Annotated in this window: 24 protein-coding genes; 5 read left to right on the top strand and 19 right to left on the bottom strand. The window is 31.5% G+C overall.

Translation table 11 applies throughout. The annotated features are described in order from the left end of the window. Positions 1-20 precede the first annotated feature (20 nt). Positions 21-767 (top strand): PIG-L deacetylase family protein, encoded by a 747-nt coding sequence (locus tag ACVHXK_RS06985; RefSeq protein WP_461205655.1) that lies wholly within the window; start codon positions 21-23, stop codon positions 765-767. A gap of 117 nt (positions 768-884) precedes the next feature. Here ACVHXK_RS06985 and ACVHXK_RS06980 read toward each other — a convergent pair whose 3' ends face one another. The 14 genes from ACVHXK_RS06980 to ACVHXK_RS06915 form a co-directional block, all read right to left on the bottom strand. Then, positions 885-1,283 (bottom strand): molybdenum cofactor biosynthesis protein MoaE, encoded by a 399-nt coding sequence (locus ACVHXK_RS06980; protein WP_461205654.1) that lies wholly within the window; start codon positions 1,281-1,283, stop codon positions 885-887. Between the two features lie 226 nt (positions 1,284-1,509). Next, on the bottom strand, positions 1,510-2,319 hold the full coding sequence (locus ACVHXK_RS06975; RefSeq protein ID WP_461205653.1) for an SDR family NAD(P)-dependent oxidoreductase: 810 nt from the start codon (positions 2,317-2,319) through the stop codon (positions 1,510-1,512). Positions 2,320-2,558: 239 nt separating this feature from the next. Then, positions 2,559-3,434, bottom strand: coding sequence for a radical SAM protein (locus ACVHXK_RS06970; protein ID WP_461205652.1), 876 nt, complete (start codon positions 3,432-3,434; stop codon positions 2,559-2,561). Positions 3,435-3,658: 224 nt separating this feature from the next. Next, a complete protein-coding gene (locus ACVHXK_RS06965; protein ID WP_461205651.1) occupies positions 3,659-4,036 on the bottom strand; it encodes a winged helix-turn-helix transcriptional regulator in 378 nt (125 codons plus the stop codon). Positions 4,037-4,060: 24 nt separating this feature from the next. After that, positions 4,061-5,917 (bottom strand): monovalent cation:proton antiporter-2 (CPA2) family protein, encoded by a 1,857-nt coding sequence (locus tag ACVHXK_RS06960; RefSeq protein WP_461205650.1) that lies wholly within the window; start codon positions 5,915-5,917, stop codon positions 4,061-4,063. 3 nt (positions 5,918-5,920) lie between these two features. Further along, entirely contained in the window at positions 5,921-6,529 is a 609-nt protein-coding gene (locus ACVHXK_RS06955) for an NAD(P)H-dependent oxidoreductase (protein WP_461205649.1), read from the bottom strand. Between the two features lie 283 nt (positions 6,530-6,812). Beyond that, positions 6,813-7,430: a hypothetical protein gene (locus ACVHXK_RS06950; RefSeq protein ID WP_461205648.1), complete on the bottom strand. Its 618-nt coding sequence runs from the start codon at positions 7,428-7,430 to the stop codon at positions 6,813-6,815. Between the two features lie 185 nt (positions 7,431-7,615). After that, positions 7,616-7,777: a hypothetical protein gene (locus tag ACVHXK_RS06945; RefSeq protein ID WP_461205647.1), complete on the bottom strand. Its 162-nt coding sequence runs from the start codon at positions 7,775-7,777 to the stop codon at positions 7,616-7,618. Between the two features lie 2 nt (positions 7,778-7,779). Then, the gene (locus tag ACVHXK_RS06940) at positions 7,780-8,490 is read right to left on the bottom strand and encodes an HAD family hydrolase (protein WP_461205646.1); all 711 of its coding nucleotides are present in this window, start codon (positions 8,488-8,490) and stop codon (positions 7,780-7,782) included. Beyond that, complete coding sequence (locus tag ACVHXK_RS06935) at positions 8,483-9,961, bottom strand: CehA/McbA family metallohydrolase (protein ID WP_461205645.1); 1,479 nt, start codon at positions 9,959-9,961, stop codon at positions 8,483-8,485. The genes ACVHXK_RS06940 and ACVHXK_RS06935 overlap by 8 nt, the downstream gene beginning before the upstream one ends. Before the next feature lie 59 nt (positions 9,962-10,020). Then, positions 10,021-11,367 carry an extracellular solute-binding protein gene (locus tag ACVHXK_RS06930; protein ID WP_461205644.1) on the bottom strand — a complete coding sequence of 449 codons (1,347 nt, stop codon included), beginning with the start codon at positions 11,365-11,367 and terminating at the stop codon, positions 10,021-10,023. A gap of 46 nt (positions 11,368-11,413) precedes the next feature. Beyond that, positions 11,414-12,253: a carbohydrate ABC transporter permease gene (locus ACVHXK_RS06925; RefSeq protein WP_461205643.1), complete on the bottom strand. Its 840-nt coding sequence runs from the start codon at positions 12,251-12,253 to the stop codon at positions 11,414-11,416. 12 nt (positions 12,254-12,265) lie between these two features. Continuing rightward, positions 12,266-13,135, bottom strand: coding sequence for a carbohydrate ABC transporter permease (locus ACVHXK_RS06920; RefSeq protein ID WP_461205642.1), 870 nt, complete (start codon positions 13,133-13,135; stop codon positions 12,266-12,268). A gap of 140 nt (positions 13,136-13,275) precedes the next feature. Continuing rightward, entirely contained in the window at positions 13,276-14,073 is a 798-nt protein-coding gene (locus ACVHXK_RS06915; RefSeq protein ID WP_461205641.1) for a DeoR/GlpR family DNA-binding transcription regulator, read from the bottom strand. 239 nt (positions 14,074-14,312) lie between these two features. Here ACVHXK_RS06915 and ACVHXK_RS06910 point away from each other — a divergent pair, with 239 nt between their 5' ends. After that, entirely contained in the window at positions 14,313-15,068 is a 756-nt protein-coding gene (locus tag ACVHXK_RS06910) for a gamma-glutamyl-gamma-aminobutyrate hydrolase family protein (RefSeq protein WP_461205640.1), read from the top strand. A 59-nt stretch (positions 15,069-15,127) separates the two neighbouring features. Here the strand turns inward: ACVHXK_RS06910 and ACVHXK_RS06905 are convergent, their stop codons facing one another. From ACVHXK_RS06905 to ACVHXK_RS06890, 4 genes are read right to left on the bottom strand one after another with little or no spacing between them, the layout of a single operon-like run. Beyond that, positions 15,128-15,559 (bottom strand): RbsD/FucU family protein, encoded by a 432-nt coding sequence (locus ACVHXK_RS06905; RefSeq protein WP_461205639.1) that lies wholly within the window; start codon positions 15,557-15,559, stop codon positions 15,128-15,130. A gap of 15 nt (positions 15,560-15,574) precedes the next feature. Then, positions 15,575-16,852, bottom strand: a complete 1,278-nt coding sequence (locus ACVHXK_RS06900; protein WP_461205638.1) for a TRAP transporter large permease — start codon at positions 16,850-16,852, stop codon at positions 15,575-15,577. A gap of 34 nt (positions 16,853-16,886) precedes the next feature. Continuing rightward, the gene (locus ACVHXK_RS06895; RefSeq protein ID WP_461205637.1) at positions 16,887-17,366 is read right to left on the bottom strand and encodes a TRAP transporter small permease; all 480 of its coding nucleotides are present in this window, start codon (positions 17,364-17,366) and stop codon (positions 16,887-16,889) included. A 25-nt stretch (positions 17,367-17,391) separates the two neighbouring features. Further along, positions 17,392-18,456, bottom strand: a complete 1,065-nt coding sequence (locus tag ACVHXK_RS06890; RefSeq protein WP_461205636.1) for a TRAP transporter substrate-binding protein — start codon at positions 18,454-18,456, stop codon at positions 17,392-17,394. Between the two features lie 428 nt (positions 18,457-18,884). Between ACVHXK_RS06890 and ACVHXK_RS06885 the strand changes: the two genes are divergently transcribed. The 3 genes from ACVHXK_RS06885 to ACVHXK_RS06875 all read left to right on the top strand — a co-directional run bounded on the left by ACVHXK_RS06885 (position 18,885) and on the right by ACVHXK_RS06875 (position 22,257). Next, positions 18,885-20,021, top strand: coding sequence for an iron-containing alcohol dehydrogenase (locus ACVHXK_RS06885; RefSeq protein ID WP_461205635.1), 1,137 nt, complete (start codon positions 18,885-18,887; stop codon positions 20,019-20,021). A 101-nt stretch (positions 20,022-20,122) separates the two neighbouring features. Further along, positions 20,123-21,229, top strand: a complete 1,107-nt coding sequence (locus ACVHXK_RS06880) for a substrate-binding domain-containing protein (RefSeq protein ID WP_461205634.1) — start codon at positions 20,123-20,125, stop codon at positions 21,227-21,229. A 263-nt stretch (positions 21,230-21,492) separates the two neighbouring features. Beyond that, positions 21,493-22,257, top strand: coding sequence for an HpcH/HpaI aldolase family protein (locus tag ACVHXK_RS06875; protein ID WP_461205633.1), 765 nt, complete (start codon positions 21,493-21,495; stop codon positions 22,255-22,257). A 150-nt stretch (positions 22,258-22,407) separates the two neighbouring features. Here ACVHXK_RS06875 and ACVHXK_RS06870 read toward each other — a convergent pair whose 3' ends face one another. Beyond that, entirely contained in the window at positions 22,408-24,381 is a 1,974-nt protein-coding gene (locus tag ACVHXK_RS06870) for a BglG family transcription antiterminator (RefSeq protein ID WP_461205632.1), read from the bottom strand. Positions 24,382-24,540: the final 159 nt, after the last annotated feature.

Genomic DNA, 24,540 nt, shown 5'->3' with positions numbered 1-24,540 from the left:
ATTGAAAGGATGCTATATATATGGATATTTCTAAATTTTTCTCTCCACCTGATATTACAAACATTAAAAGTGCACTATGTATTCAGCCACACCCCGATGACAACGAAGTTGGTATGGGCGGTATAATAGCCTCTCTTGTTAAAAAAGGCTGCACAATACACTATTTGACCGTTACCAATGGTGACCTTGGACTGCTAGACGAAGCATTTACCCATGAATCTTTGGCTACATTTCGTCATGACGAAACCATTGCTGCAGGTAAAAAACTTGGTGTTTCAGAATTTCATTTTCTTAATTACCCCGACGGTTCACTAGAAAGTATACCTGAACTTGCCGGTAAAATTGCTGAATTGATACGTACTATAAAACCAGAAGCTATTTTTTGCCCTGACCCTTGGTGCACTTATGAAGCACATAATGATCATATCATAACTGGGAAAGCTGCTGCTCAAGCATTTATCAATAGCTCATTAATAAAATATCCTCGTGGCACTACAACTACACCTTGGCAAGCTGGCGCTATAGGATATTATTTCACAGCCAAGCCTAATACAGTTATAGACATTACAGAGACCTTCGAGGATAAATTCACTGCTCTTGCAGAACATAAGACACAAATCAACGATGAACTACTTGGACTCTTCAAACTCTATTTTCAAATGCGTGGTGAAAAACTTGCCTTAAATCAGCCATTTTCTCTAGGTGCAGGTCTTAAAGTTTTAAGTCCAATGCACATGCATTGTTTTGTTGAAGCCAGTGAAATTTAGAGAAGTACTTCATTATTAATTGTTTGTTTTTGCACATAAATAAGAACCTCTTTATTTCGAGGTTCTTTGTATTTTTTGTTTTTTATAGAAATGTTATTAGAAATAGCTACGGATACTTTAATGTTCTTTTTTCTCTATCTCTGTAACGCATTTTGTTTTGACTTTTTCAACAAGATATTGGAGAGCATCAATAACGTGTGGTCTAATATCCCCACCAATAAGTATATACATAATATCATCACCAACTTCAAGCATACCTTCATTAAACCACAGCCTTATATAATAGATGCCTTCCATTTCATATGTTTCTTTAATTGCTTCATCTACTTTTTCTTGATTAAAAGAAAATTCCATGCCATTAACTATTGAACCATCCTCAATACCAAGGCGTACCTTAGCTTTTGGTGTTTGTCTTACAACGCCATTATGAACTAAATACATACCGACTTGTAGTGCCTTTGGGTCCTCTTTAGCTTCTTTTAACCACTGATCCATTGATGGTGATATTTTTTTCATTTTTTATCCCCCCATGATTTTATAATAAACATAAGATTACTAGCACTTTTATCTATTAATGTGCCAGGTACTTTAAATGATATCCAAATTATTATATCATAAAATAACTACTCTGAAATTTAGCATTACAATTACTAAGACAAAAAACTCCATCATTAAATACCATACGCAGTTCTGTTAATTATATTTTATAAAATTTTAAATTTATCCATAATTGGTAAGTACCTTACCAATTAGTTAATACTTCCTCAATACAATTAACTATTTCTTTACGTTTACCCTCATCCAATGCATCAGGATGAGGGCTTGCAAATCTACCTGTATCATTGTCAAAATACTTTCCTGAAGCATCTTTGAATTCATCAGATAAAGCTGCACGGCTCAAAATATCTGCTCCTATTCTAAGATCATGACCTGCTGTACCATAGGCTTTCTTCACCATTTTACTTCCTAAAAAGGACTTTGGATTGACAGCAATCACTGACGGTCCTTCTACACCATTCTTGAAATCTTTTGCCATCTGAAATGACCACATAGTTAGAGCAAGTTTACTTTGTGCATAGGCATCACCATCAGACATTCTTCCACCTTCAGCTAGTATGCCTATATCTACCGGAGATTGAGCTGCTGATGAAAGATTAACAACACGACCTGATGCATCCATTATAGGAAGCAACAGTTTTGTCAACAAATATGGTGCAATTGTATTTACAGCAAAACGTAGTTCCAATCCATCTTTTGTTATTGTATCTTCTGAAACAAATACTCCTGCATTATTTATTAATACATCTATTTTATTGTATTTAGCCATAATAGTCTCTGCCATAGTTCTGATATCACCCATATTAGAAAAATCTGCAACGAATCCATCAATTTCTGCATCTTTATCTATATCCTGAAGTAATACTTTTACTCGTTCAACTTTTTCAGAGTTTCTTCCATGAACAACAACTTTATGTCCCATCTCAACCAACATTTTTGCTGTTTCCAACCCGATACCATCTGTACACCCTGTAATCAATATTGTTTTACTCATAATATCCTCCTTTTTTCTAACTATTGTTCAACTATTGTTTAACCATCGTTTAACTATTGTTTAACCATCGTTTAACCATCGCTCAACTATTGTTTAACTATTGTTTAACTATTGTTTAACTATTGTTTAACTATTGTTTAACTATTGTTCAACTATTGTTCAACTATTGTTCAACTATTGTTCAACTATTGTTCAACTATTGTTCAACTATCGTTTCCCCATCATTAAAAATCTTCACTCTAAATAGCGTCTCTTTCCAAAACACTATTTAATAAATCATCATCCAACTCCATAATTTTCTTATCGATTACGTCAAGGATTTCCTGTTTATACTTTAGTTGTGCACTAACAGGAACTAGATTATAATTATGACTTCCAAAAAAATAAGCATCCTCAAACTCAAGCAGACGTAGTAGCATTTTTTCTTCTTCGAGCTTCTCAAGTTCTGTACAATCTACAAATTCTCCTTTGTCACGCAAAACTTCTAGTTCACTTCCTTTTGTAACTGAAGTAGGCATAACAGAAACCATATACGGTGGGAAGGTATTAATAAGCTTAGCTGTTTCCTCTATATGAATTTTACCATTTCCTTTGCCTGCAACTCCTGTCATTAAAAGGGCATCCCATTCAAAACCTGCATCAGTGAGTTTTTTCAAGTTTTCATAAGCTTCCTCTTTAGTGAACCCTTTGTTCATCTGTTTTAGCGCCGGGTCATAAGCAGATTCTAATCCTATATGAAGCTGATTGTATTTCAGGCTTCTTAGTTTTTTTAAGTCTTCAAGACTTTTATTCTTTAAATTCTTAATAGAAGCATAACAAGTAATTGTTTCTATCTCTGGGAAGTAACTATTTATTTTTTCACCTATTTCAATCAATTTTGCCGTTGACAAAACAAAAGGTTCTCCGTTAACTAAGAATATTCTTTTTATGGAACGCCCTCTACTTTTGAGTTCTTGTAAATCTTCCTCAACATAATCCTTTGGTGATATAGAAAAACATGTATCTCTATACATTGTGCAAAAAGTGCACTTATTATGTGAACAGCCAACGGTTACCTCAAGCAGGTCTGTTGCACCTTCAACTGGATGTCTGTATACTTGTCCTGTATAATGCATAATATCTCTCCTTTTCTTACTTAATTTTTAAATGTTAATCTCTGTTTTACCATATAGCTGATATTTATGTTATTAATAAACAACGTTTTAATTTTAATGTTATTTTCAAGTCAGCTCTTACCCATATTATATTGAGGTACAGAAAGCAAAACAAGTACTGACTTTATTGTCAGTACCTTTTTTATGCCGTAAAAGAAAAAAACCGCATCACTTAAGGTACGGTTTTAACAATGTTCATCATTATATTTATTTTGAAACTGAATTTCACCATAATCGAAATCTTTATTGTAGATTTTTGCCCACTCACCTAGGTCAATTATAATGGGTGATAGCGTCTTACCTCTTTCTGTTAAAAAATATTCAACTTTAGGTGGATTCTCATGATAGTCTTTCCTTTCGATAATCTTATGCTCCTGTAGTTCCCTTAACTGTCTCGCTAAAACCCTTTCATTCACATCTGGAATCAATCTTTTAAATTCTCCGAACCGTATAACTGGGATATTACTTAGATGATATACAATAAGAGGTTTCCATTTCCCTCCAACGATATCCAATGCTAATTCGATATTACAATGAAATACCTTATTCTTATTGACTGCCAATTTAGATCCCTCATTTCTTCAATATTATTTATCAGGATTGATACCCGTCCACGCCTTGTCTAATTCTTCAGACTCCATTTCCATATCTAATGTCATTAGTTCTTCTAAATTTTCCATTTGTTGTTTATAAATTGAAATATAGTTCTCCAAACTTTCTTTATGTTTTTTATGTAATTCAGGTATCATATCATCATCGTGCTTTCTAAAAATACGCATAAGGCGATATGCATCATAAGGGTCTCTGCCAATAAGCTTAAGCACATCTTGCCCCATAGTAAGAGCAGTTCCAGATGTCTCTCTTCTAACCTGTGTCACATTCATATCCATAAGTTCATAAACCGAGCTCATATCTGATGCATTAGCTACAATTTTAAGATGAGGGTAATACTTATTTACTAATTCCACTAATTTTCTGGATATTTCAACATCGCTCATTGTAAGTATGAGAAGTTCAGCTTCCCCTGCACCAGCAGCTTCAAGCAAATCAAGTCTTGTAACATCACCATAATATACCTCAAAACCAAATTTTCTAAGAAGGTCTATCTTCGCTGCATCATGATCTAATATAACAGGTTTTACCCCTGCCGATAATAAAAAACGTCCTATATCCGTACCCAATTGGCCAAAACCGGCTAGTATTATTTTGTGTCCTGTTTCTTCTATACTATCCATTTCACCCTTTGTCGTTTCCTCTACTTTTTTACCATCAAATATTTTTTCATATATCTTGAATATTACAGGTGCAAGGAACATAGAAATTGCAACAGCTGATATAAAAGGCTCTGTTATTTCCGCTTGTAGTACACCATTTGTTCTTGTAAGTTGGAATAATACAAAAGCAAATTCTCCTCCCTGAGCAAGAGAAATAGCAAAAAATGATTTGTCTTTCTTCTCCATTTTAAATAAATGACCAATAATGAAAAGCACAATAAACTTTAAGACAATTAAACCTACTGTTATACCTAGAATCAACAAAATGTTATGTCCAATCAAAGTAAAATTAAGGCTTGCTCCTATGGATATGAAGAAAATTCCAAGCAACAATCCTTTAAAAGGTTCTATATCACTTTCAAGCTCATGTCTATACTCACTATCAGCAAGAACTACACCTGCAATAAAGGTACCGAGAGCAGGCGACAAACCAACTACAGTCATAAGCAGCGAAATCCCTACCACCATTGCTAATGCAGCCCCTACAAAAATCTCTCGTACATGAGTTTCTGCAATTGCTCTAAAGATTGGTCTACTTGCATACTTCCCAATTATAAAAACAGTAAATATAGCAAGAAATATAATAATAAGTTGAATATATCCCGGTAAACCCGTTATGTCAATCAACGCAGATTCTATATGCTCGCCTTCACTATGTGCGCCTGTAGCAAGAAGAGGCATTAAAGCAAGCATAGGTATCACTGCTAGATCTTGAAATAGTAATACTGAAAATATTGACCTACCGGCTGTTGTATTCATAAGCCCTTTTTCTTTAAGGGTCTGCACCACAATTGCCGTAGATGAAAGTGCAAGAATAAGTCCTACAGCAAGAGCTTGCTGCCATGGTAAGAAAATATATGAAACTAACCCAATAGCTATAGCTGAAAAAATCACTTGCGCACCGCCCATACCAATAATAGGTACACGCATCTCCCATAATAATGAAGGTTTCAATTCAAGACCTACTAAGAAAAGCATCATAACAACACCAAACTCTGTAAAGTGCATTACAGATTCAACATCTGCAATCAGTGAAAAACCAAAAGGTCCAATTACAATTCCTGCTATAAGGTATCCAAGCACAGAACCTAACCCAAGTTTTTTTGCAATAGGAACTGCTATTGCCGAAGCTGCCAAAAATATAAAAAGTTGCAATAAAAATAATTCCATTATCTATTCCCTCCTAATGATATTATCTAAATTTGCACTACAATACTTGACTTCTTTAGCTTTTTCCATATTTACACTATTTTCTCGCAAAGCAACGATAAATCTACGATAGTTTTCTGCATGTAACCTTACTTTTTCTTCTGGTAATCCTCTGTGGATGCCTAGTACTGTAAAAGGAGGAATCCAATCCATTTTACATAAATTCACCATTGCCCTATAAGGTGAAGTTAATTCTGCGAAGGTGAATAAATTATCTCCATCCTTCTGATAAGAACTATCATCACCACCTGCTGTTATTGCTTGAACTAATAATTTACCTTTTAATGCATTACCTTCCTTTCCATATGCCCAACCATGTTCCAAAACAAGGTCTTGCCATTCCTTTACAATGGATGGTGCTTGATACCAATAGAACGGATACTGAAATACTATAATATCATGTTCTTCACATAGCTGTTGCTCTCTCTTTACATCGATCATAAAATCAGGATAGTTCGCATAAAGGTCATTGATAGTTACCCCTTCAAGATTTTGTATTGCATTTCTTAGGGCTATATTAATTTTCGACTTCGATTTTGCCGGATGTGCAAAATTAATTAGAATCTTCTTCATTAGCATTCATATAAGCAACTGCCTACTTTCCTCCTTAAATCAATTACTCAATTTCAAAATGATAAATTAAGTTCTTAATCATATTATATGTTTATAAATAATATACAACAAGTACTTACTTTTTTGTCAGTAATATATTATGTAGAAATATTAGTCCTGTTTGACGCCTTACCACCTATGAATTATTTTATGTTAATAGATTTATAAAAATACAATAAAGTACTAAGAACCCCACAATAAGTCTCTATTGTAGGGTTCTATGAAAAATCTATTATTTATTTTTTTATTGTAATACAGAAAGTTTTTCATCCATATTTGCTAAACTATCATTCATATGCTCTAGTATTGAATCAAGAGCAGCTAAAACAGCATCTTTATCTCCAGCTTCTATAGCCTCTTGAAGTTCATCCCATGAATTTGCTGGTCTATCGTTGTCCTCGTCCTTAGCTTCTTTAGAACCATTACCTCTTCCATCTATTTTGTCACCTTTAGTTTCTTGCATTTCTTCTCTTGTGATTTCTCCGCTTTCAACCTTTTCTCTTAAGGCATCTCTTTCTTCCTGTAAAGCATCTCGGGAATTTGACAATTCTTCTTGTACTGCTTCGATTTCATCAATAGAACCAGGTACTAGTGCCTCTGCATCTTCTAGTATTGCAGCTTGAGTTTCTTGTCTTTCAATTCTTTTACCTTCCCTATCTTCAGAATTCAAAGAGCCACCTTTTCCACCTCTTCCGCCTCTTCCTTCAACTCCTTCTTGTCCTTCTCCTTGAGTCATTTGTGTAGTAGTTGTATCCCCAGTATTATCAGTTGAAGTAGCATTACCTGCTGCAAAAACAGTTGAAGATCCTAATATTGTTAAAGCGATTGTTCCCGGTATTATAAATTTTTTGATATTTTTCATTTTCAAACACTCCTTTTATTTTTATAGTTTTTTTAATTTCTAATTTCTAATTCGTATTATCTATGTTTTTTGGGGATGTATCTTATGGGTTAATAATAATACTAGAATATCAAGAAATTATGAAGATTTATAATTAATAAAAAAATTGTTCTAAATAAAAAAATATAAAACCAGAAAAAGTATCTTTATTTAACTAGTGGAATAATAAAAGCAACACAACCAAAGAAAAAAAACAATCCTCCAATAAATGCAACTATATTACTAGCCATAAAGCTATCATACATATACAAAATACTACATATAGTAAAAAGTATCCAACCACTAATGTGAAAATGCTTCTCCTTCATTTTTATAATCCCTTCTCTTTTATTATATCTATTAAAGATTTAACCAAAACCACTTTATCCCCTTCAATTTGATGCAATCTATTATATTCCGTATCAATTCCTATAAATTCCGCACCTGAAGCTTTTGCAAAATTGTAATCATTAACACTATCACCTACAATTAAAAGTTCATCTTTACTAATTCCTACCAGTTCACAAAATCTATCAGCCATGTCCGTTGAAGGTTTTGCTCTCATTTCACCATCATCTGCTCCAATAAATGAAAAATACTGAAATATTTTTGCCTGACATAAACTATGAACTGCTGAAGATTTGGTATCTGCAGTTGCAATACCTAAATAGTACCCTTTTTTATAAAAATAGTCTAATGATTCCGCAACACCATCTAGTAAATTGACATCAATGTCTGCAAAAATAGCTACTTTTTCAAATATATCAAAAATTTCTTCAAAAACATTATCATTTATATTATCAGCATCTAAATGCTTCACCCATAACTCAATTATTTTTCTAGTTGAAACATACTGAATTACGCTCTCAGGTAAAAATCCTTCTTCAGTATAACCAGATATTCTTTTCAAATTCTGTATTTCTTCCCTTTTTAAACCGATTAACTCTTCAATCTGCTTAAAAACTTCTTTCATTATTCCATGCCACATACTTTCAAATTCTATCAATGTTCCATCTTTATCAAAAAGAATTCCTTTAATCATTTATAAAATTAAACTCCTTTATCAATCTGTCTAGTTTATATATATCACTATTTCGGCGCCCTTTGTAAATTGGATTAATAAAACCAATAACATGTCCTTTTATATCATATAACCCAAATCTCAACCACCAATAGTCTATATCTTTCAATAAAGAAGTATTTTTAACTAAATTGGCTCTCTTATTCTCATTATTCATATTCACTGTTTTAATAACTTCTCCATTAAGTATAAATTTTCCTATATACTCTTCATGCACATACTGGCTCCCAAAATTTTTTATCTCCACATAGTACTCTATATTATCCGTAGTACGCACTTCCTCACCAGGTAGTATTTGTCCATTATTAATGATTACATCTAACTCTTCATAACGAGTAACATATGCATTGCCCTTTTTTATCCCTTCAATTACATTATCAACGGATAATCCATTACAAAATACATAAGTAGAAGGGTCACCATAAATGCTAGGTTGTTTTGCTCCTTCATAAAAATCATTAATTTTATTATGACTATCGCTACCTCCTATACCATAAATATTCCATCCTATATTCCACAGAAAATCTAAAAATGCCACTGCCTTATCATTGGCTTCTTGACTACTTGGATAAGTAGGATCACATATAATTTCAATGGTATTTATTTTTCTAATATCAAAATTTTTTTCAGTAAAACTCCATTGGTCTAAAAACATATGATTAATGGATATATTAGAATAAGGATGATGTTTCTCTACAACCTTATTCATTAATTCACTAGTATCCTTTATTTGGTGAATACAATCCCCAAACAAATCAGGTTCATTTATTCTATGAATGTTGATATGACCGCTTGGTAATGTAAATTCAAAAGATGGCACCATCAATATATCCATCTTATTAAATCCAAAAGGTATACAATTATGGTCTGTCAACGCCATAAAGTCTAACCCCTGCTGATTTAAAACATTTCTTGCTTCTTCTCCACTTTGAGCACCATCTGAATAGACAGTATGTCCATGAAAATCACCTTTATAATATCTTTTCTCTTTATTTATTATTTCATTAAAATTCAATAATTCACCTTGTTTATGGAACCAAGGTATTTCTTGGAATACAGATTCACTTAATTCCTTAATAAGCTTCTCTTTAAAAGATTTACTTAGAGATGTTTCGACAGTTAAACTAATACTCAACTCTTCAGTAATTTTATATGGTTCTAACATAACTACAATAAAATGATATACTCCATTTTTTAATGAATGTGCTAATCCATTCATAGTTGTTTTAACTTCACTATAATAAATTTTATTAATAAAATTATGATACCCATAGAATATTTCACCAATGAAAACATTTGAAGGATTGTATACTCGGATAAATGCATTCATTTCTTTAGAAAATTTAGCTTCAATAAATAATTCGTCTACACAATCATTTACCTCAATTGAAATTTCAATTATTCCTGAACCAATATCTTTTTTAAGTTCCAATACAATCACCACCTATACTATTTTAGAATAAATTAGGGAGCATACGCTCCCTAATTTTATTAGTTCAATTTATCTAATTCTCGTTGTGCTTCTTCCGCAGCTACATCAAGAGCTTCTTTAGCAGAAATATTTTCAATTTCAACTTTGTCTACAGCATCATTTAAGGCATCTCTAATTGCTCCACCAGTTGGGTCAATGAACTCTGGTATTGCATATTCATCGATTTGTTTTAATGCAGCATCTGCATCAGGATTTGATGCTAAATATTCTTGATAGGAAGATAAATCTAATACAGAATTTCTTACTGCTGCATAACCTGTAGCAATTGAGAATTTAGCTGTGTTTTCAGTATTTGTAGCAAAAGTTACGAATTCTGCCGCTCCTTTCTTTTGTTCTTCAGATAGATTATCACATTTAGGAATATAGTACATTAAACTATAAAAATATGGTGATGGATCATTATCCTTCCATCCAGGTTGATTCACTACTGCAAATTCATTTTTGTGCCCCTCTTCAACAGCATTTTTGACAGCATCTAAAGCAATTGCATAATCTCCTGGAGAACCTGTATATCCTAATGACTTACCATAAACCCAGTCATCCATTGTTTTATACCAATATTCCCATCCTTGTCCACCTGAATGAATTGTCATTATTTTATCTTCATGAATCCATTTACGAATTTGCTCTAAAACTTCCACCCATTCCTCTGAATTAATTGTTACTGTTTTACCATCTTCTGAAATATAATCTCCACCTATACTTGCTACTATATCTGCAATATTGTCAGGTCCCCACATAGGTTCCCATATATATTCAATACTATTAATATTTGTGTCCATTCCAATTATATCTTTGCTTAATTCAGCTAATGATTGCCACGAAGATAAATCATCAACATCTTTACCAGCTTCATCAAGAATTGATTTATTGTAGTACATTACCTGAGATGTGCCATAAGCAGGTGCAAAATACATCTTATCTTCCATAACTGCTGCCTTCATAAATCCACTAACAATATCATCCTTATCATAATTTTCAGGCATATAATCTTCAAAAGCTTCTACTAAACCTTTATTATAAAAAACATCATAAGAACCACCTGCAACTAATGCCGGTGTTTGTTTAGCCGCATATCCAGCCTGAAGTTTTTCATCAATTTCAGAATAACTCCCTATAACAACAGGTTTTACTACATATTTGTCTTGAGATGAATTGAATTCTTCAATAATTTCGTTCATTCCATCGCCTAAACCACCACCTAGTGCATGCCAAAATTCAACTTCTACAATCTCACCATTACCTGAAACCTCTGCTTCTTCATTTTCTGAATTGTTATTTGTAGCTGTTGTGCAACCTGTTAAAAACATTGTCACTAATAATATGATTGATAAAATTCGTTTCATTATTATTCCTCCTGGTATTTTATTTAACCTGTTTTAAATAATTCTTTTATTTTAAGCCACTATCCTGTTTTATTCCTGTAATAAACCACTTTTGGCAAATCATAAATACAATAATTACTGGTACAATGGTAACAGTACTAGCTAGCATTACCTCTGCCCAATTCATGCCATAGGCCCCATCTTGAATAAAGAACTGTCTTAACCCTTGAGATATGAGGTATTTCTCTTCACTTTTAACCATAATGCTAGGCCACATATAGTTATTGTATTGCTGAACAAAAGTCAGAACAAAAACAGTATAGAAGGCTGATTTATTTAACGGGAATACTACATGCAGTAATATCTTAAGGTGTCCTGCACCATCAATTCGTGCAGCTTCAATATAATCTTTACTCATCTTCATAAATGATTGTCTGAAATAAAATACTGCAAATACACTAGCTAAACCAGAAAAAATTAACCCATTTAGCTTATCCAACATTCCAATTCTAGCTAATATCACATATGAAGGAACATAAGTAACTGCTGCTGGCAACATATATGTTGCCATAACTAAGCCAAACAATTTTTCTGTATATTTATCTTTCATAAATACTATTACGTAAGTAAATAATGTTGCTACTAATATCATAAGTATTGCACCGAATACACCTACATAAAAACTATTAAAAATATATCTATCAAAATGAATATTTCCTAAACTTTCTATAATGATTTTAAAATCCCAATTATCCGGCAGTAGTTTATATGGTTCTTGCCATATTTCATTATTTGTCTTAAATGACCCTAATACCATCCAAAGGAAAGGAAAGATAAATATAATCGAAATACATATCAAAAAAATATGTTTTATAATATTATAAATATTATTTTTCCATCTATTCATTTATTTACTCCTCTACTCATAATGTACAAATTTGCGACTTGCATATGAACTAAGCATTGATAATACTAATATAATTACTAAAATTACCATTGCAACAGCATTAGCGGCTCCCATCTGAAAGTTCTGAAATGCCTTTTCATAATATAAATAAAGCAATGTTGTAGTACTTCCACTTGGTCCCCCCTGCGTCATAATTTGAATTTGATCATAAACTTGGATTGATGAAATTAAGTTTATAATAGTTAAAAAATAAGTAGTAGGTGAAATCAATGGTAATGTTATATGGAAAAATTCCTTGAATTTATTACATCCATCTAATGTAGCTGCTTCATAAGCGCTTTGAGGTACTCTCTCTAATGCCCCAATATAAAAAAGCATTGTCCATCCTATAGACTTCCATATTGTAAAAATAATAACTCCTAACATTGCTGTTTCCGAACTATGAAGCCACTCTAGTGGTTGAATTCCAATCAGTCCTAATAAAAAGTTTGCAAATCCTCTATCAGGTTCATATATCCAAGACCATACAAGAGCAACTGCTACAGTAGGCGTAATCCAAGGACTAAAGATAACCATTTGATAAATTTTAGACCCCATAAACTCTTTTTTAAATAATAGCGCAAATAATAATCCTAAAACTATAGTAGGAATAATTGTACCTATTCCAAAAACAAAAGTATTCATTAATGCATTAACAAAATCTGGATCAGTAAAAATATCTACATAGTTATACAACCCAACTATATTTATATTCGGAGAAATATAATCCCAATCGGTAAAACTTATTCCAAATGCTGTTATTAAAGGTATAATCCAAAACATAACTAAAGGAATCATAAACGGTAATAAAAAAAGTATTTTTGTTAATTTTTGTTTAGACATTTCTTATTCTCCTTTCCGTAATAAGATTATCAAAGTTATGTTAAGACAAAATTAAGACCAAGTTAAGTCCATGTTAATTCAGGATTTAATTTGGTCTTTTAAGATATTTATTTGGTTTTAATTTTGTTTTTCTCTTTTAACTACGCTTTTATATATTGTATACCTAATTTTTCTATATGATTTATCCAGTCCTTTTGAAAAGATTTATCTGTAATTATGTAATCTAGCCTTTTCCAATCTAGAACTCTATAGTTAGCAATTAATTCAAACTTTGATTCGTCCGCAAGAAGTATTTTTTTGTATGAATTTTTAGCTACTTTCTTTATAATATCATATGAAACTTCGTCTGAATTAGAAATACCACCGTTTATGTCTACAGCATCTACGGAAAAAATCATTTTATCAAAATTAAAATCTTCTATAGATCGGTCAAAAAAAGGACCAAACGTCGTAAGTATATTTGAATTTATCTGTCCTCCTGCAAATATGAGTTTGTGGTTATTTTCCCTAAAAATATGTTCATAGCCATCCATTACATACTTCATTAGAAGTGCGATAGATGGAGTCACCAATGTTATTTCTTTTTTTCTATTTAGAAAATTTAATAAATAAGATACTGTAGAGCCTGCATCAACATAAATGTAATCACCGTCTTCTAGTATGTCCACAGCCTTGTAACATATACGTTTTTTCTCTTCAACATTTATTAGTTTCTTTTCTTGATACTGATAACTTCTATTATATATTTCCTGTTGGTCTTTTTTAACACCACCGTGAATTCGCAATAGCCCGTAGTTATCTGCTAAATAATCAAAATCGGTTCTAATTGTTTCTTTAGTAACTTCAAATAGTGTTGCCATTTCGCCTATATAAGCTCTTGCCTCATTATTTACAATGTTTAAAATTTCCCGACGTCTCTTATCAACTTTCAATGACATGTTTAAACCTCCTAGATTATGAACACTACTCTATATTAATTTAACATCACCCTAATATAAAAGTATTGTAACATATTATTTTCAAGAAACTAATATTTAATTATATTTATGTAAACTATCAAGGCAAAAGTTTAATTACCTTTTTACCTAGAATAATTCGAATATAAGTTGATAATTCGAATGTTTTATATTATAATTCTCCGTATATTATCTCGCGCGAAAATTTTAAGGAGGAACATATGAAACCAATTATCGGAATTGTAACTAATTACGTAGAAGCCCATGAGTTCAAAGAGCAAAGAATTAGAGGTGTTGATGGGCAAGATATGTATATGTCCTCTATGGATTATCCAGAATCTATATATGCTGCAGGTGGTATTCCCCTTGGTATTATTCCAATAGATTCAGATGATTACCTTGATAGAATGATTGATGAAATAGATGGCCTTCTATTAACAGGTGGTGCTGATGTTAACCCTGAACTTTATGGACAACCTTTCAAAAAAGGATTAAGAACTGTAGATTATAAAAGAGATATTCTAGAAATGAAACTACTTAAAAAAGCATATAAAAAAGACATACCTATCTTTGGTATATGCAGAGGCTTTCAGCTTATTAATGTATTTTTTGGTGGTACTTTAATTCAAGATATAGATAACTATTTTGATACATCTATTGAGCATCTAGGGCTTATGGCTCCTAGATATTCATTTGTTCATAAAGTAAATTTAATTAAAGGGTCTAATATAAGAGACTGTTTTAACCAAGAAATAATTCAAGTCAATAGCTTCCACCATCAAATAGTTGATTCTTTAGGTAAAGACCTTGAGGTCAGTGGTATCTCAGAAGATGGAGTAGTAGAAGCATATTTCCATCCAAAAAAACCACACATTTTTGCAGTTCAATGGCATCCTGAAATGATGGCAAATATTCATAAAAAGCAGCTTAAAGTATTTGAAATGTTTATAGACTATGCTACTAATAAAAGCATATAAATAAATTCAGCTTCATGATTTACGAAGCTGAATTTTTCATTCTTTAAATAAGATACTCTTTACGATCTAATTATACCTTTTCGAATTATTATATTTGCAAATCTTTCGCTTTCACCTGTAGCAACAATAGCATAAGCCCTTGCCGCTCTATCATAAAAATCTTGTCTCTTTTCAAAATTTAATTCTATTGCAAAATCTTCAGTTGCATCCTGAGCGATTTTTTTATACTCATTAGAAATATCACCCTTATAATCACTATCTTTTGGTATCTCCATCAAAGTAACAGGCTCTTTCAAATAATCAAGTGGAAAAAGTTTTAACACTTCTTCTAATAAAGGCTTCACTCCTACACCGTCATATCTAATTAACCTTTTAGCATTAGATGCACCTGGAAAATTTCTATCTCCAAATACAATTTCATCTCCATGTCCCATCTCCATCAAAACCTTAACAAGGTCTGGAGAAAGAATTGCTGGTATTCCTTTTAACATAATACATCCTCTTCTCTACATCAAATTAGGGAAAAACATAACTATTTGTGGGAAATAAGTAACTATCATAAGTACAACTAACATCGCTATAAAAAACGGTATAAATGCCCTTATGGACTCTGCAATACTTATTCCTCCTATTCCACAAGATACAAACAAGCAAACTCCCACTGGCGGTGTAAATAATCCTATAGCCAAATTCATTATCATAATAATACCGAAATGCACTGGATCAATGCCCAATGATGTTACAACTGGCAATAGTATTGGCGTAAATATTATTACTGCAGGGCTTAAGTCTAGCCATGTTCCAACAAACAACAAAAGAATATTTATCATAAGAAGAATTAATAATTTATTAGTAGTTATTCCTAATATTAAATTAGCAAGCATTTGTGGTACCCCTTCACTTGCAAAAAGATATCCTAATGCACTTGCTGTTGCTATCATTATAGCAACCATACCTGTAGTTACCGCTACTTCTACAAAAATTCCGCCTATATCGGCTATTTTCAATTCTTTATAATATAACGTTCCTAACAAAAATGAATATAATGCTGCTATTCCAGCCGCTTCTGTAGGAGTAAAGAATCCTGTAATAATTCCACCTAAAATAATAATAATAGTCATTAGTGCTGGTATACTTTTTAAAACAATTTTAAAAGCATCTTTCGCAGGAATTTTAACATCAATCGGATAATCTCTTTTCCTAGCAATCCACCAAGTAACAGCCATAAGTGCTAATCCTACTAATATCCCTGGGACCATTCCGCCTAAAAACAATTTAGCAATAGATGCTCCAGATGCAACTCCATAAACTACCATAGGAATACTCGGTGGTATTAAAACCCCAATAGTAGATGAAGTAGCCGTTACTGCCACTGAAAAATCTCTATCATATCCATTATCAATCATTGTAGGTATTAATATTCCACCAACTGATGCAGTATCAGAAGTTGCAGAACCAGTAATTCCTGCAAAGAACATACTAGATACAATATTGATATAAGCAAGTCCACCTCTTAAAAATCCAACCATAACTCTAGATAAATTTATCAAATCTGTTGTAATACCACCAAGTGCCATAAAACGACCTGTCAAAATAAATAGTGGCACAGCAATCAAAGTAAAAGAATCCATTCCAACATACATTCTTTGAACACTGGCAATCATCGGTACCGCACCACCTGTGCAAATTATACCTGCCATTGCCGCAAGTCCTGTACAAATTGCAATAGGTACATTAAAAAACATCAAGAAAATCATCACTAAAAACGCTATTAAAGCTACCATTCTTATTCATCCTCCTCAATCAATTATTATAAGATTATTTCTTTAAACTTTTTTGTTTTAACAATTCTAGCAAGAAATATACGGCTAATATTAAGAACAAAAATCCCATTAAAGGAATAACCGCATAAAAATATGACATTGGAATTCTCATAACTGAAGATACTTGTTTATGCATAATTAATGATATTTTCATTCCATAATAGAATAAAATAGAACCAAAGCAAGCAATTATTAAGTAGATTACTACTTCGTTAACAAACCTGGCCTTTGGGCCAAGCTTGTTAACAAAATAATCAATACCTAAATGAGCTTTTTGTTTCATTGCCATTCCACTACCTAAGAAACAAAACCACATAAATGTTATACGTGCTAACTCTTCAGTCCATGAAAATGGAACCTTCATAAATGCTCTTGAGAATATTTGTAACAAAATAGTGAGTGCCATTATTACACCTATTATCTTAATTAAGTTACCAATTATTACATCATATAGTATGTGAATTAATTTTTCCATTTACATGTCCTCCTAAATTAGCTTTCTATTTCAAGAAAGCATCAATAATATCTTGTCCGATTTCTTCAGAATATTCTTCATATAAAGGTTGTAATGCTTCAACAAAAGATGCTTTATCTTCAACTTCTACTACAGTCATTCCTTCTGCTTCTAATGCTTCTAATGTTTCAACTAATCCATCAGCATCTAATTTTTGAGCATATATGCCAGCTTCCTCTGATTTTTCTAAAACTATTTCTTTAAGGTCATCTGGTAGGCTATCTAAAAAGTTTTTATCAAATACAATTGCATTTGGTGTACAGAAATGCTCTGTTAATGATAGGTAATCTGTAACTTCATATTCTTTTTCTGATAAAACTATAGCAGGAGAGTTCTCTGCTGCGTCAACAACTTTTGTTTGTAGTGCCATGTATCTTTCAGAAGCAGAAACTGGTACTGGAGTTGCTTCTAATAATTCCATAGTTCTTATCATAATAGGGCTATCCATAACTCTAATTTTTAATCCTTTAAAATCTTCAGCGCTGTTTATAGGACCTTTTGAGCTATAAACACTTCTTGGAGCTCTAATCATCCATCCAGTAACTACTAAATTAGATGCTTCTTCAAGGTTATCTGATAAAGTTTGTCCTATACCTGAATCTATTACTTCTCTCTCATGATCCATTCCTTTAACTATATAAGGTAAATCAAATACCATAAATGAAGTATCTAAAGAGTTTAAAACTGATGTATTAATTTCAGCTGCTTGTATACTTCCCATTTGTAAACTTGCTATATAATCTTTATGATCTCCTAATTGCCCACTATCAAATACTTGAACATCTATTCTTCCATCAGTTGCTGCTTCAACTTGTTCTTCGAAATAATAAAAAGCTTTTACGTTATTATCTTCAGAATTACTTGGAGAAGCCATTTTAATAACAAATTCTGCTTCTTTAGCTTCACCTTCATCTTCAGCTGTTTCAGTATTATCTGTTGCATCGTTTACATTTGCGTTATCATTAGCTGATGATCCGCATGCACTTAGTGATAATATAAGCATACTTCCCATAATCATTGATACAATCTTCTTTACCATTTTCTTTTTCATTATTTTTCAACCCCCTAGTATTCAGATACATGTTTGTAACATGTTCTAAGGCTATATTAACATATCCTGATATCGGTTGCAATACTAATTTGATTTTTTTTTAACTAAAAATCTATATTTTTCTAGCAATATTATTGGTCATAGGCTATATAATCATGCATATAATGTAAGTAAATTTCATATTGTTTTAAAAGCCTGCCTTTGGGCCCCTTGTAACGCTATACACCAATACCTTTTGTTCTTTTTATGTGTTATTTTCCACTTAATCTACTGACATGATAAAAGAATAAAAAATATTAAAATTGTCATTGACACCCCTCACTAGATGGTTTATTATGTAGATACATGTATCATATTATTTAAAACACCTGTATGCTATATGTATATACATATTGACTATAGGTAATTATAAAAGGAGATGTTTTAATATGGAATTACTAAACAACAGACAGGTTTTTTACGGGGAAAATACTATTAAAGAACTAACTACAATACTTAATACTAACAAACTAAAAAAAGCTTTTCTTACTATTTTTGATGCATCAAATAAAATATGTGTAGACATAATGGAAGATTTAAAAAGTAACGGTATAGATTATTTTTCTTATCAAGTAAATACCGAGCCCGATTTATTCATAATCAATAAAGGAAGAGATGCTTATCTAGAAAACGATTGTGATTGTGTTGTTGCAGTTGGAGGAGGAAGTGTTTTAGATACTGCAAAAGCTATAGGAATGTTGTCTACAAATGGTGGACTTATTGAAGAATACCAAATGGATGGTAAACAAGTTACCGAACTATGCCCTACTCTAATTTCTGTACCAACCACTTCCGGAACAGGCGCTGAAGCTACAAAGGTTAGTGTTATAACAAACAATTATAACAAATTAAAGAAAAGTGTTTATCACACTAATATGATTGCTGATATAGTAATTTTAGACCCTACATTAACTGCTGGCCTTAACAAAAAAATAACTTCTGCTACAGGTATGGATGCCTTAAGTCATGCAATCGAATCTTACGTTTCATTAAACGCAAACCATTTTTCTGAAATGGCCGGACTTAAAGCAATAGAATTAATAAACAAAAATCTAATTACATGTTGTAATGAACCTGATAATTTAGACGCTAGACTAGAAATGCTTTTAGGTAGCTACTTTGGCGGATGTGCTATTGCAGCTGGTATAGGAATTGCTCATATTATCGCGCAACCATTAGGTGCTATGTTAAAAATCCCTCATGGAGATGCATGTTCTATACTAATTACAACTGCAATGGAATTAAATCTTGAATACTCTACTAAAAAATATGTTGATATCTCTAAAGCATTAGATGTTTATAATCACGAACTTTCAGATTTGGAAAATGCTAAACTCGCTATAGAGAGAGTTAAAGAAATTAGAAGTGCGATCGGCGCTCCTGACAGTCTTACTCCATATTTACCAGAAAATCTAGATATGGATGAAGTTCTAGAAAATATTAAAAATTCTACAGGACACATAACTTGTAATCCAAGACCTGTAACAAACGATCTTTTAGTCGAAGCAATTAATATGAGTAAATAATTATCAAATAAAACAATTATGTTAATCATATAATAATAAATTGTATTTTAATATTTATTTTTGTATAATAAAATTAATGATATTTGGAAAGGTGTTCTTTTATGCGTAATGATAACCTAAGTAAAAAATACAGATATGTAGCTGTATACGAAGACTTGTTAGAAAAAATATACAATAACGTATTTACTATAAATTCTCTTCTACCAAGCGAAAGAGAAATAGGAACTATGTATTCTGTAGAAAGAACAACGGTACGTAAGGCACTAGATTTGCTTGTATCTGACGGCATAATAGTCAAACAACCAGGTATAGGAGCAAAAATAATTAGTAAGAATAAAACTTCTTCTAACAACGATGACTCCTCTGATAGTGATACAATATTGTTCTTTTTAGCAAAAACGAAAAATAACGCCGATAGACTTACTCAACCTTTCTATTCTTCATTGTTTTATTATATCGAAAATGAATTAAAGAAAAAAGGTTATAAAACTATTTATTCTACTATCAGCCCTGAAGACAACATAGAAGAGCTATTAAAAAAATACTCCTTTGCAGGAATAATTTTTGCTAGTTTTGGTGTAGAAAAAAACCATATTGATTATGTGGCTTCAACAGATATACCTTTTGTAGTAGTAAATAATGAGTATGACAACGGAGTACTTGTTATCCCAAATAATTTTTCTGGTGGATATGAAGCTACAAAACATTTAATTGATTTGGGGCATAAAAAAATCGGAGTTTTAAAAGGATTGCCTCAAGATAAATCTTGTTACTACAGATTCCTAGGATTTAGGGCAGCTTTAGATGAGTATGATATTAAATTTAACGAAGATTTTATTAGAACCACTACTTGGGAAGCAGAGTCTGGCTTTCTCCAAATGAAAGATATACTCTCTAATAACAGTGAACTTCCTACAGCAATATTTGCATTTAACGATGCAACTGCACTAGGTGCCATTAGAGCTATAAATGAGAAAGGCTTAAAAGTACCAGATGACATTAGCGTAATAGGCTTTGATAATATATCACAATCAGAATATATATTTCCTCAACTCAGTACCATAGATACTAATGTTAAAGCAATAAGCGAAACTACAGTTACAACTTTGCATCAAATAATAACAAATCAAGAACTTCATAATATGCGCATGGTTATCCCTGTAACTTTAGTACCTAGAGCTTCAACTGCAAAACCTAAGAATAAATAGCTTTATAAAAATTAAATGCTTTTATAAAAATGATGGCTATACAATTACTCGTAATTAGTATAAATGCCATCTTTTTTTTTAGAAAAATAATGTTTTATTCCATATAAAATTATCCTTTTTCCCAATAAATAAATTGAAATTAACCACAATTTCCTATATTATGATATTGAGAAATCAATACCATAATATAGAATAAATTATCATATAAAGATATGATGTTTTTATTGAAAGTAAAAAAGAATTCGAAAAGGGAGGAATATTAAATGTTTAAAAACAAACTAAAAAAAGCATTAAAAAATGGCGAAACAAAATTTGGCACATTTACAATGTTAAATTCTCCAGAAGTAGTAGAACTAATCGCTTTATCCGGCTTCGATTTTGTCATCATTGATACTGAACACGGTCCTGGAAGTATTGAAAGCTCAATAGGATTAATAAGAGCTGCAGAATCAAAAGGAATAACACCAATAGTTAGAATTACGGAACCTTCTACAACAACAATCTTAAGAAACTTAGATATTGGAGCCCACGGTATTCTAGTACCACAGGTAAATGATAAAAAAGTCGCAGAACATATAGTATCCTCAACTAAATACTTTCCTCTTGGTACTAGAGGTGTAACATTAGCAAGAGCTGCCGACTACGGAACTGGAAATGACCCTTTAGAATACTTCAAAAGTTCAAATAATGAAACAATGATAATAGTTCAATGTGAATCAAAGGAAGGATTAGATAACCTAGCAGAAATCGCTAAAACACCTGAAGTAGATGTAATATTCTTTGGTCCTTTTGATATGTCACAATCTTTAGGCATCCCAGGCCAATTATCTTCAGAGCCTATTGAAGAAGCAGCAGAAAAAATCCTGAAAATATGCAAAGAAAATGGCAAAGCTGCAGGAGTATTCGCTATGAATGGAGAGCAAGCCAAAATAAGAGTTGAACAAGGATTTCAATTCATTGCTCTTGGAATAGAATCTATATTCTTCTGCAATGCATTAAAAAAAGAATTAACTGTCGCAAGGAAATAGTTTAGAAAACTTCTATAAAAATCAGTAATCTTTCGTATCACCGATACATCGGTATTGATCACATATAACAGTCTTATACATGGTCTATCTCAAAACACACAATTGAGATAGACCATTTAAATAAAGTAAAAAGTATCGAATTGGACCACACTAACTTTCTAAATTATTTAACATACCTTCTAGTATTGTATGAGCTTTATCTGTACCTTTTCTCAAATTATGGATAAACTCTGTATCATCCATATTATCACTTAAATTTTTAAAGAACTTTCTTGCATACTTTAAATCTTTTTCAGTTAAACATATCATAAATATAAACTCAACTTTCTCCTTATCCCATAAAATTGGTTTTTTTAATATAGTTAGGGATACACAAGATTTTTCAACTTCGCTAGGTTTGCCATGAGGTATAACAATTCCTTGACCTACCTCCGTTGCCATTATATTTTCTCTTTCAATAACATCATCTTTAAATCCTTTATATATATATTGTCTTTTTTCTAAGCTTTTACATATATCATTAATCAATTCATTTCTATTAGAAAATTTTTTACTCCTACTGAATACTTCCTTTGCAATAATTTCTTTAGGATTTTTCGTATTCTTCTTTGCCTCAAAGATATCTATCATTCTCTGCACCTTGTTAATATCAACTTTTGTAAATAAAGGACTTATAATTAGTACAGGTTTATTTGTTTTTAAAGGTATTGTAGATATAATAATCTCAGCCTTTTGGTATTTTTCATCGAATAAATTTACTGATGAAGTTATTCCTATAATTTCTAATTCTTTAAAGCTTCTTTCCAATCTGGCTGATAAAAGTTGGGAAGTCCCTATTCCACTATGGCAAACCACTAAAATTTTTATTCTTTTTCTATTTCTTTCAATAGATGCTCCAAGATGCATAGCTATATAGCCAATTTCTGCTTCTGGTACTTTTACATCTAAGTATTTTTCAAACACTCTACTTGTAATCCAAGCTATTCCAAAAATATCTGGATAATTTATTTTTATTTCTTCTAATATTGGATTCCTCAAGGTTAATCCATATTTTAACCTATTAATCGTAGGTCTAAGATGGAGTATTAACCCGTTTAGCAAAATTTTATCCTCTTTTAAATTCATATGTAGGGCATCACTAGCAACTTGAATAATATTATTAGCAATTTCTACTTCTAGGTCCACTTCATCCTGATTTCCCATGGAAAAAGTCAATTCTGCTAAATCTTTTTCTCCTATTTTAGTTCCTATTATATGTAAGGTTATATATCCAATTTCCTGTTCAGGTATTTTAATATTAAAATTTCGCTCTATTTCTTCGCTTATTTCATTAGCACCTTTGAATTCTTTTGTTCTCTTTAATTTATCTAATATTTCCGAGGATAGCAATACGTCTTTACCACTTTTTATCCTTTTTATTGCTATTGCTATATGAATTATTAAACAAATATAAGCTTCTTGTGAAAACTTGAAGGAAAGCTTTCTTTCTAAATTGTTTAGACACTCTTCTAGTTTCAAATAATCTAAATTCATAAGTGTACGCAATTGATTCATAGTACTTTGGTCTATTCTACTTGTATATTCATATTTTGTTATAGGAACATGTTGAATTTCTTCCGATGATTGAAAAATCAAGCTAGCAATTGCATTTCTATAGTTTTTTTCCGTTCCAACTATATCTAATGAATGATTACTCTTTTTAACAAGCTCCAAGTCAAAATCAGTTATTTTTTCTTTTACATATTTTAAATCTTTATTAATTGTAGCCACGCAAACAAAAAGCTCATCTGCAAGTTTGCTAGCAGTAATATTCTGGTTTCCCATGAAAAGTCTTTTAAGTATATAGTTTTGTCTTCCTTCTTTGGAAAAAGGCTCTACACCGTCTACTTCCTTATTTAAACTTTGCAGTAATTGATTTTTATTTTTATCCGGCCCTTCTATTGAATTGCCTACTCCAGTTTTTTTATTTAACTTTAATCCTTCTCTCTCTATGATATCCTGAAGTTTATTTAAATCATTTCTTATAGTTTTATTTGATACATTTAGTTCTGACGCTATTTTAGCTGTAGTAATAGGAGCTTTGCTTTTTAATATAAGCATAGTTATTTTCATTAATCGGTCCATCGGTACCTCCTTTGCTGTAAGGATTGAAATATAATTTTGAAAACTTAAATTAACTCCTCCAGCGAACTTGAAAATATACTATATACAAAAAGAACCACCTCTATTAAAATTAAATGTGGTCTTTTTATAAATTTAACAAAATCTTTATTTTCGGTTAAT

The sequence above is a fragment of the Clostridium sp. DL1XJH146 genome (assembly GCF_054819755.1).
The sequence above is the reverse complement of the archived record's forward strand: the minus strand, read 5'-3'. Positions and strand labels throughout refer to the sequence as shown.

Excerpts from the sequence above, each read along its gene's own strand:
- ACVHXK_RS06985 (WP_461205655.1), top strand. The coding sequence starts at position 21 with ATGGATATTTCTAAATTTTTCTCTCCACCTGATATTACAAACATTAAA.
- ACVHXK_RS06980 (WP_461205654.1), bottom strand. The coding sequence starts at position 1,283 with ATGAAAAAAATATCACCATCAATGGATCAGTGGTTAAAAGAAGCTAAA.
- ACVHXK_RS06975 (WP_461205653.1), bottom strand. The coding sequence starts at position 2,319 with ATGAGTAAAACAATATTGATTACAGGGTGTACAGATGGTATCGGGTTG.
- ACVHXK_RS06970 (WP_461205652.1), bottom strand. The coding sequence starts at position 3,434 with ATGCATTATACAGGACAAGTATACAGACATCCAGTTGAAGGTGCAACA.
- ACVHXK_RS06960 (WP_461205650.1), bottom strand. The coding sequence starts at position 5,917 with ATGGAATTATTTTTATTGCAACTTTTTATATTTTTGGCAGCTTCGGCA.
- ACVHXK_RS06955 (WP_461205649.1), bottom strand. The coding sequence starts at position 6,529 with ATGAAGAAGATTCTAATTAATTTTGCACATCCGGCAAAATCGAAGTCG.
- ACVHXK_RS06950 (WP_461205648.1), bottom strand. The coding sequence starts at position 7,430 with ATGAAAAATATCAAAAAATTTATAATACCGGGAACAATCGCTTTAACA.
- ACVHXK_RS06945 (WP_461205647.1), bottom strand. The coding sequence starts at position 7,777 with ATGAAGGAGAAGCATTTTCACATTAGTGGTTGGATACTTTTTACTATA.
- ACVHXK_RS06940 (WP_461205646.1), bottom strand. The coding sequence starts at position 8,490 with ATGATTAAAGGAATTCTTTTTGATAAAGATGGAACATTGATAGAATTT.
- ACVHXK_RS06930 (WP_461205644.1), bottom strand. The coding sequence starts at position 11,367 with ATGAAACGAATTTTATCAATCATATTATTAGTGACAATGTTTTTAACA.
- ACVHXK_RS06925 (WP_461205643.1), bottom strand. The coding sequence starts at position 12,253 with ATGAATAGATGGAAAAATAATATTTATAATATTATAAAACATATTTTT.
- ACVHXK_RS06920 (WP_461205642.1), bottom strand. The coding sequence starts at position 13,135 with ATGTCTAAACAAAAATTAACAAAAATACTTTTTTTATTACCGTTTATG.
- ACVHXK_RS06915 (WP_461205641.1), bottom strand. The coding sequence starts at position 14,073 with ATGTCATTGAAAGTTGATAAGAGACGTCGGGAAATTTTAAACATTGTA.
- ACVHXK_RS06910 (WP_461205640.1), top strand. The coding sequence starts at position 14,313 with ATGAAACCAATTATCGGAATTGTAACTAATTACGTAGAAGCCCATGAG.
- ACVHXK_RS06905 (WP_461205639.1), bottom strand. The coding sequence starts at position 15,559 with ATGTTAAAAGGAATACCAGCAATTCTTTCTCCAGACCTTGTTAAGGTT.
- ACVHXK_RS06900 (WP_461205638.1), bottom strand. The coding sequence starts at position 16,852 with ATGGTAGCTTTAATAGCGTTTTTAGTGATGATTTTCTTGATGTTTTTT.
- ACVHXK_RS06895 (WP_461205637.1), bottom strand. The coding sequence starts at position 17,366 with ATGGAAAAATTAATTCACATACTATATGATGTAATAATTGGTAACTTA.
- ACVHXK_RS06890 (WP_461205636.1), bottom strand. The coding sequence starts at position 18,456 with ATGAAAAAGAAAATGGTAAAGAAGATTGTATCAATGATTATGGGAAGT.
- ACVHXK_RS06885 (WP_461205635.1), top strand. The coding sequence starts at position 18,885 with ATGGAATTACTAAACAACAGACAGGTTTTTTACGGGGAAAATACTATT.
- ACVHXK_RS06880 (WP_461205634.1), top strand. The coding sequence starts at position 20,123 with ATGCGTAATGATAACCTAAGTAAAAAATACAGATATGTAGCTGTATAC.
- ACVHXK_RS06875 (WP_461205633.1), top strand. The coding sequence starts at position 21,493 with ATGTTTAAAAACAAACTAAAAAAAGCATTAAAAAATGGCGAAACAAAA.
- ACVHXK_RS06870 (WP_461205632.1), bottom strand. The coding sequence starts at position 24,381 with ATGGACCGATTAATGAAAATAACTATGCTTATATTAAAAAGCAAAGCT.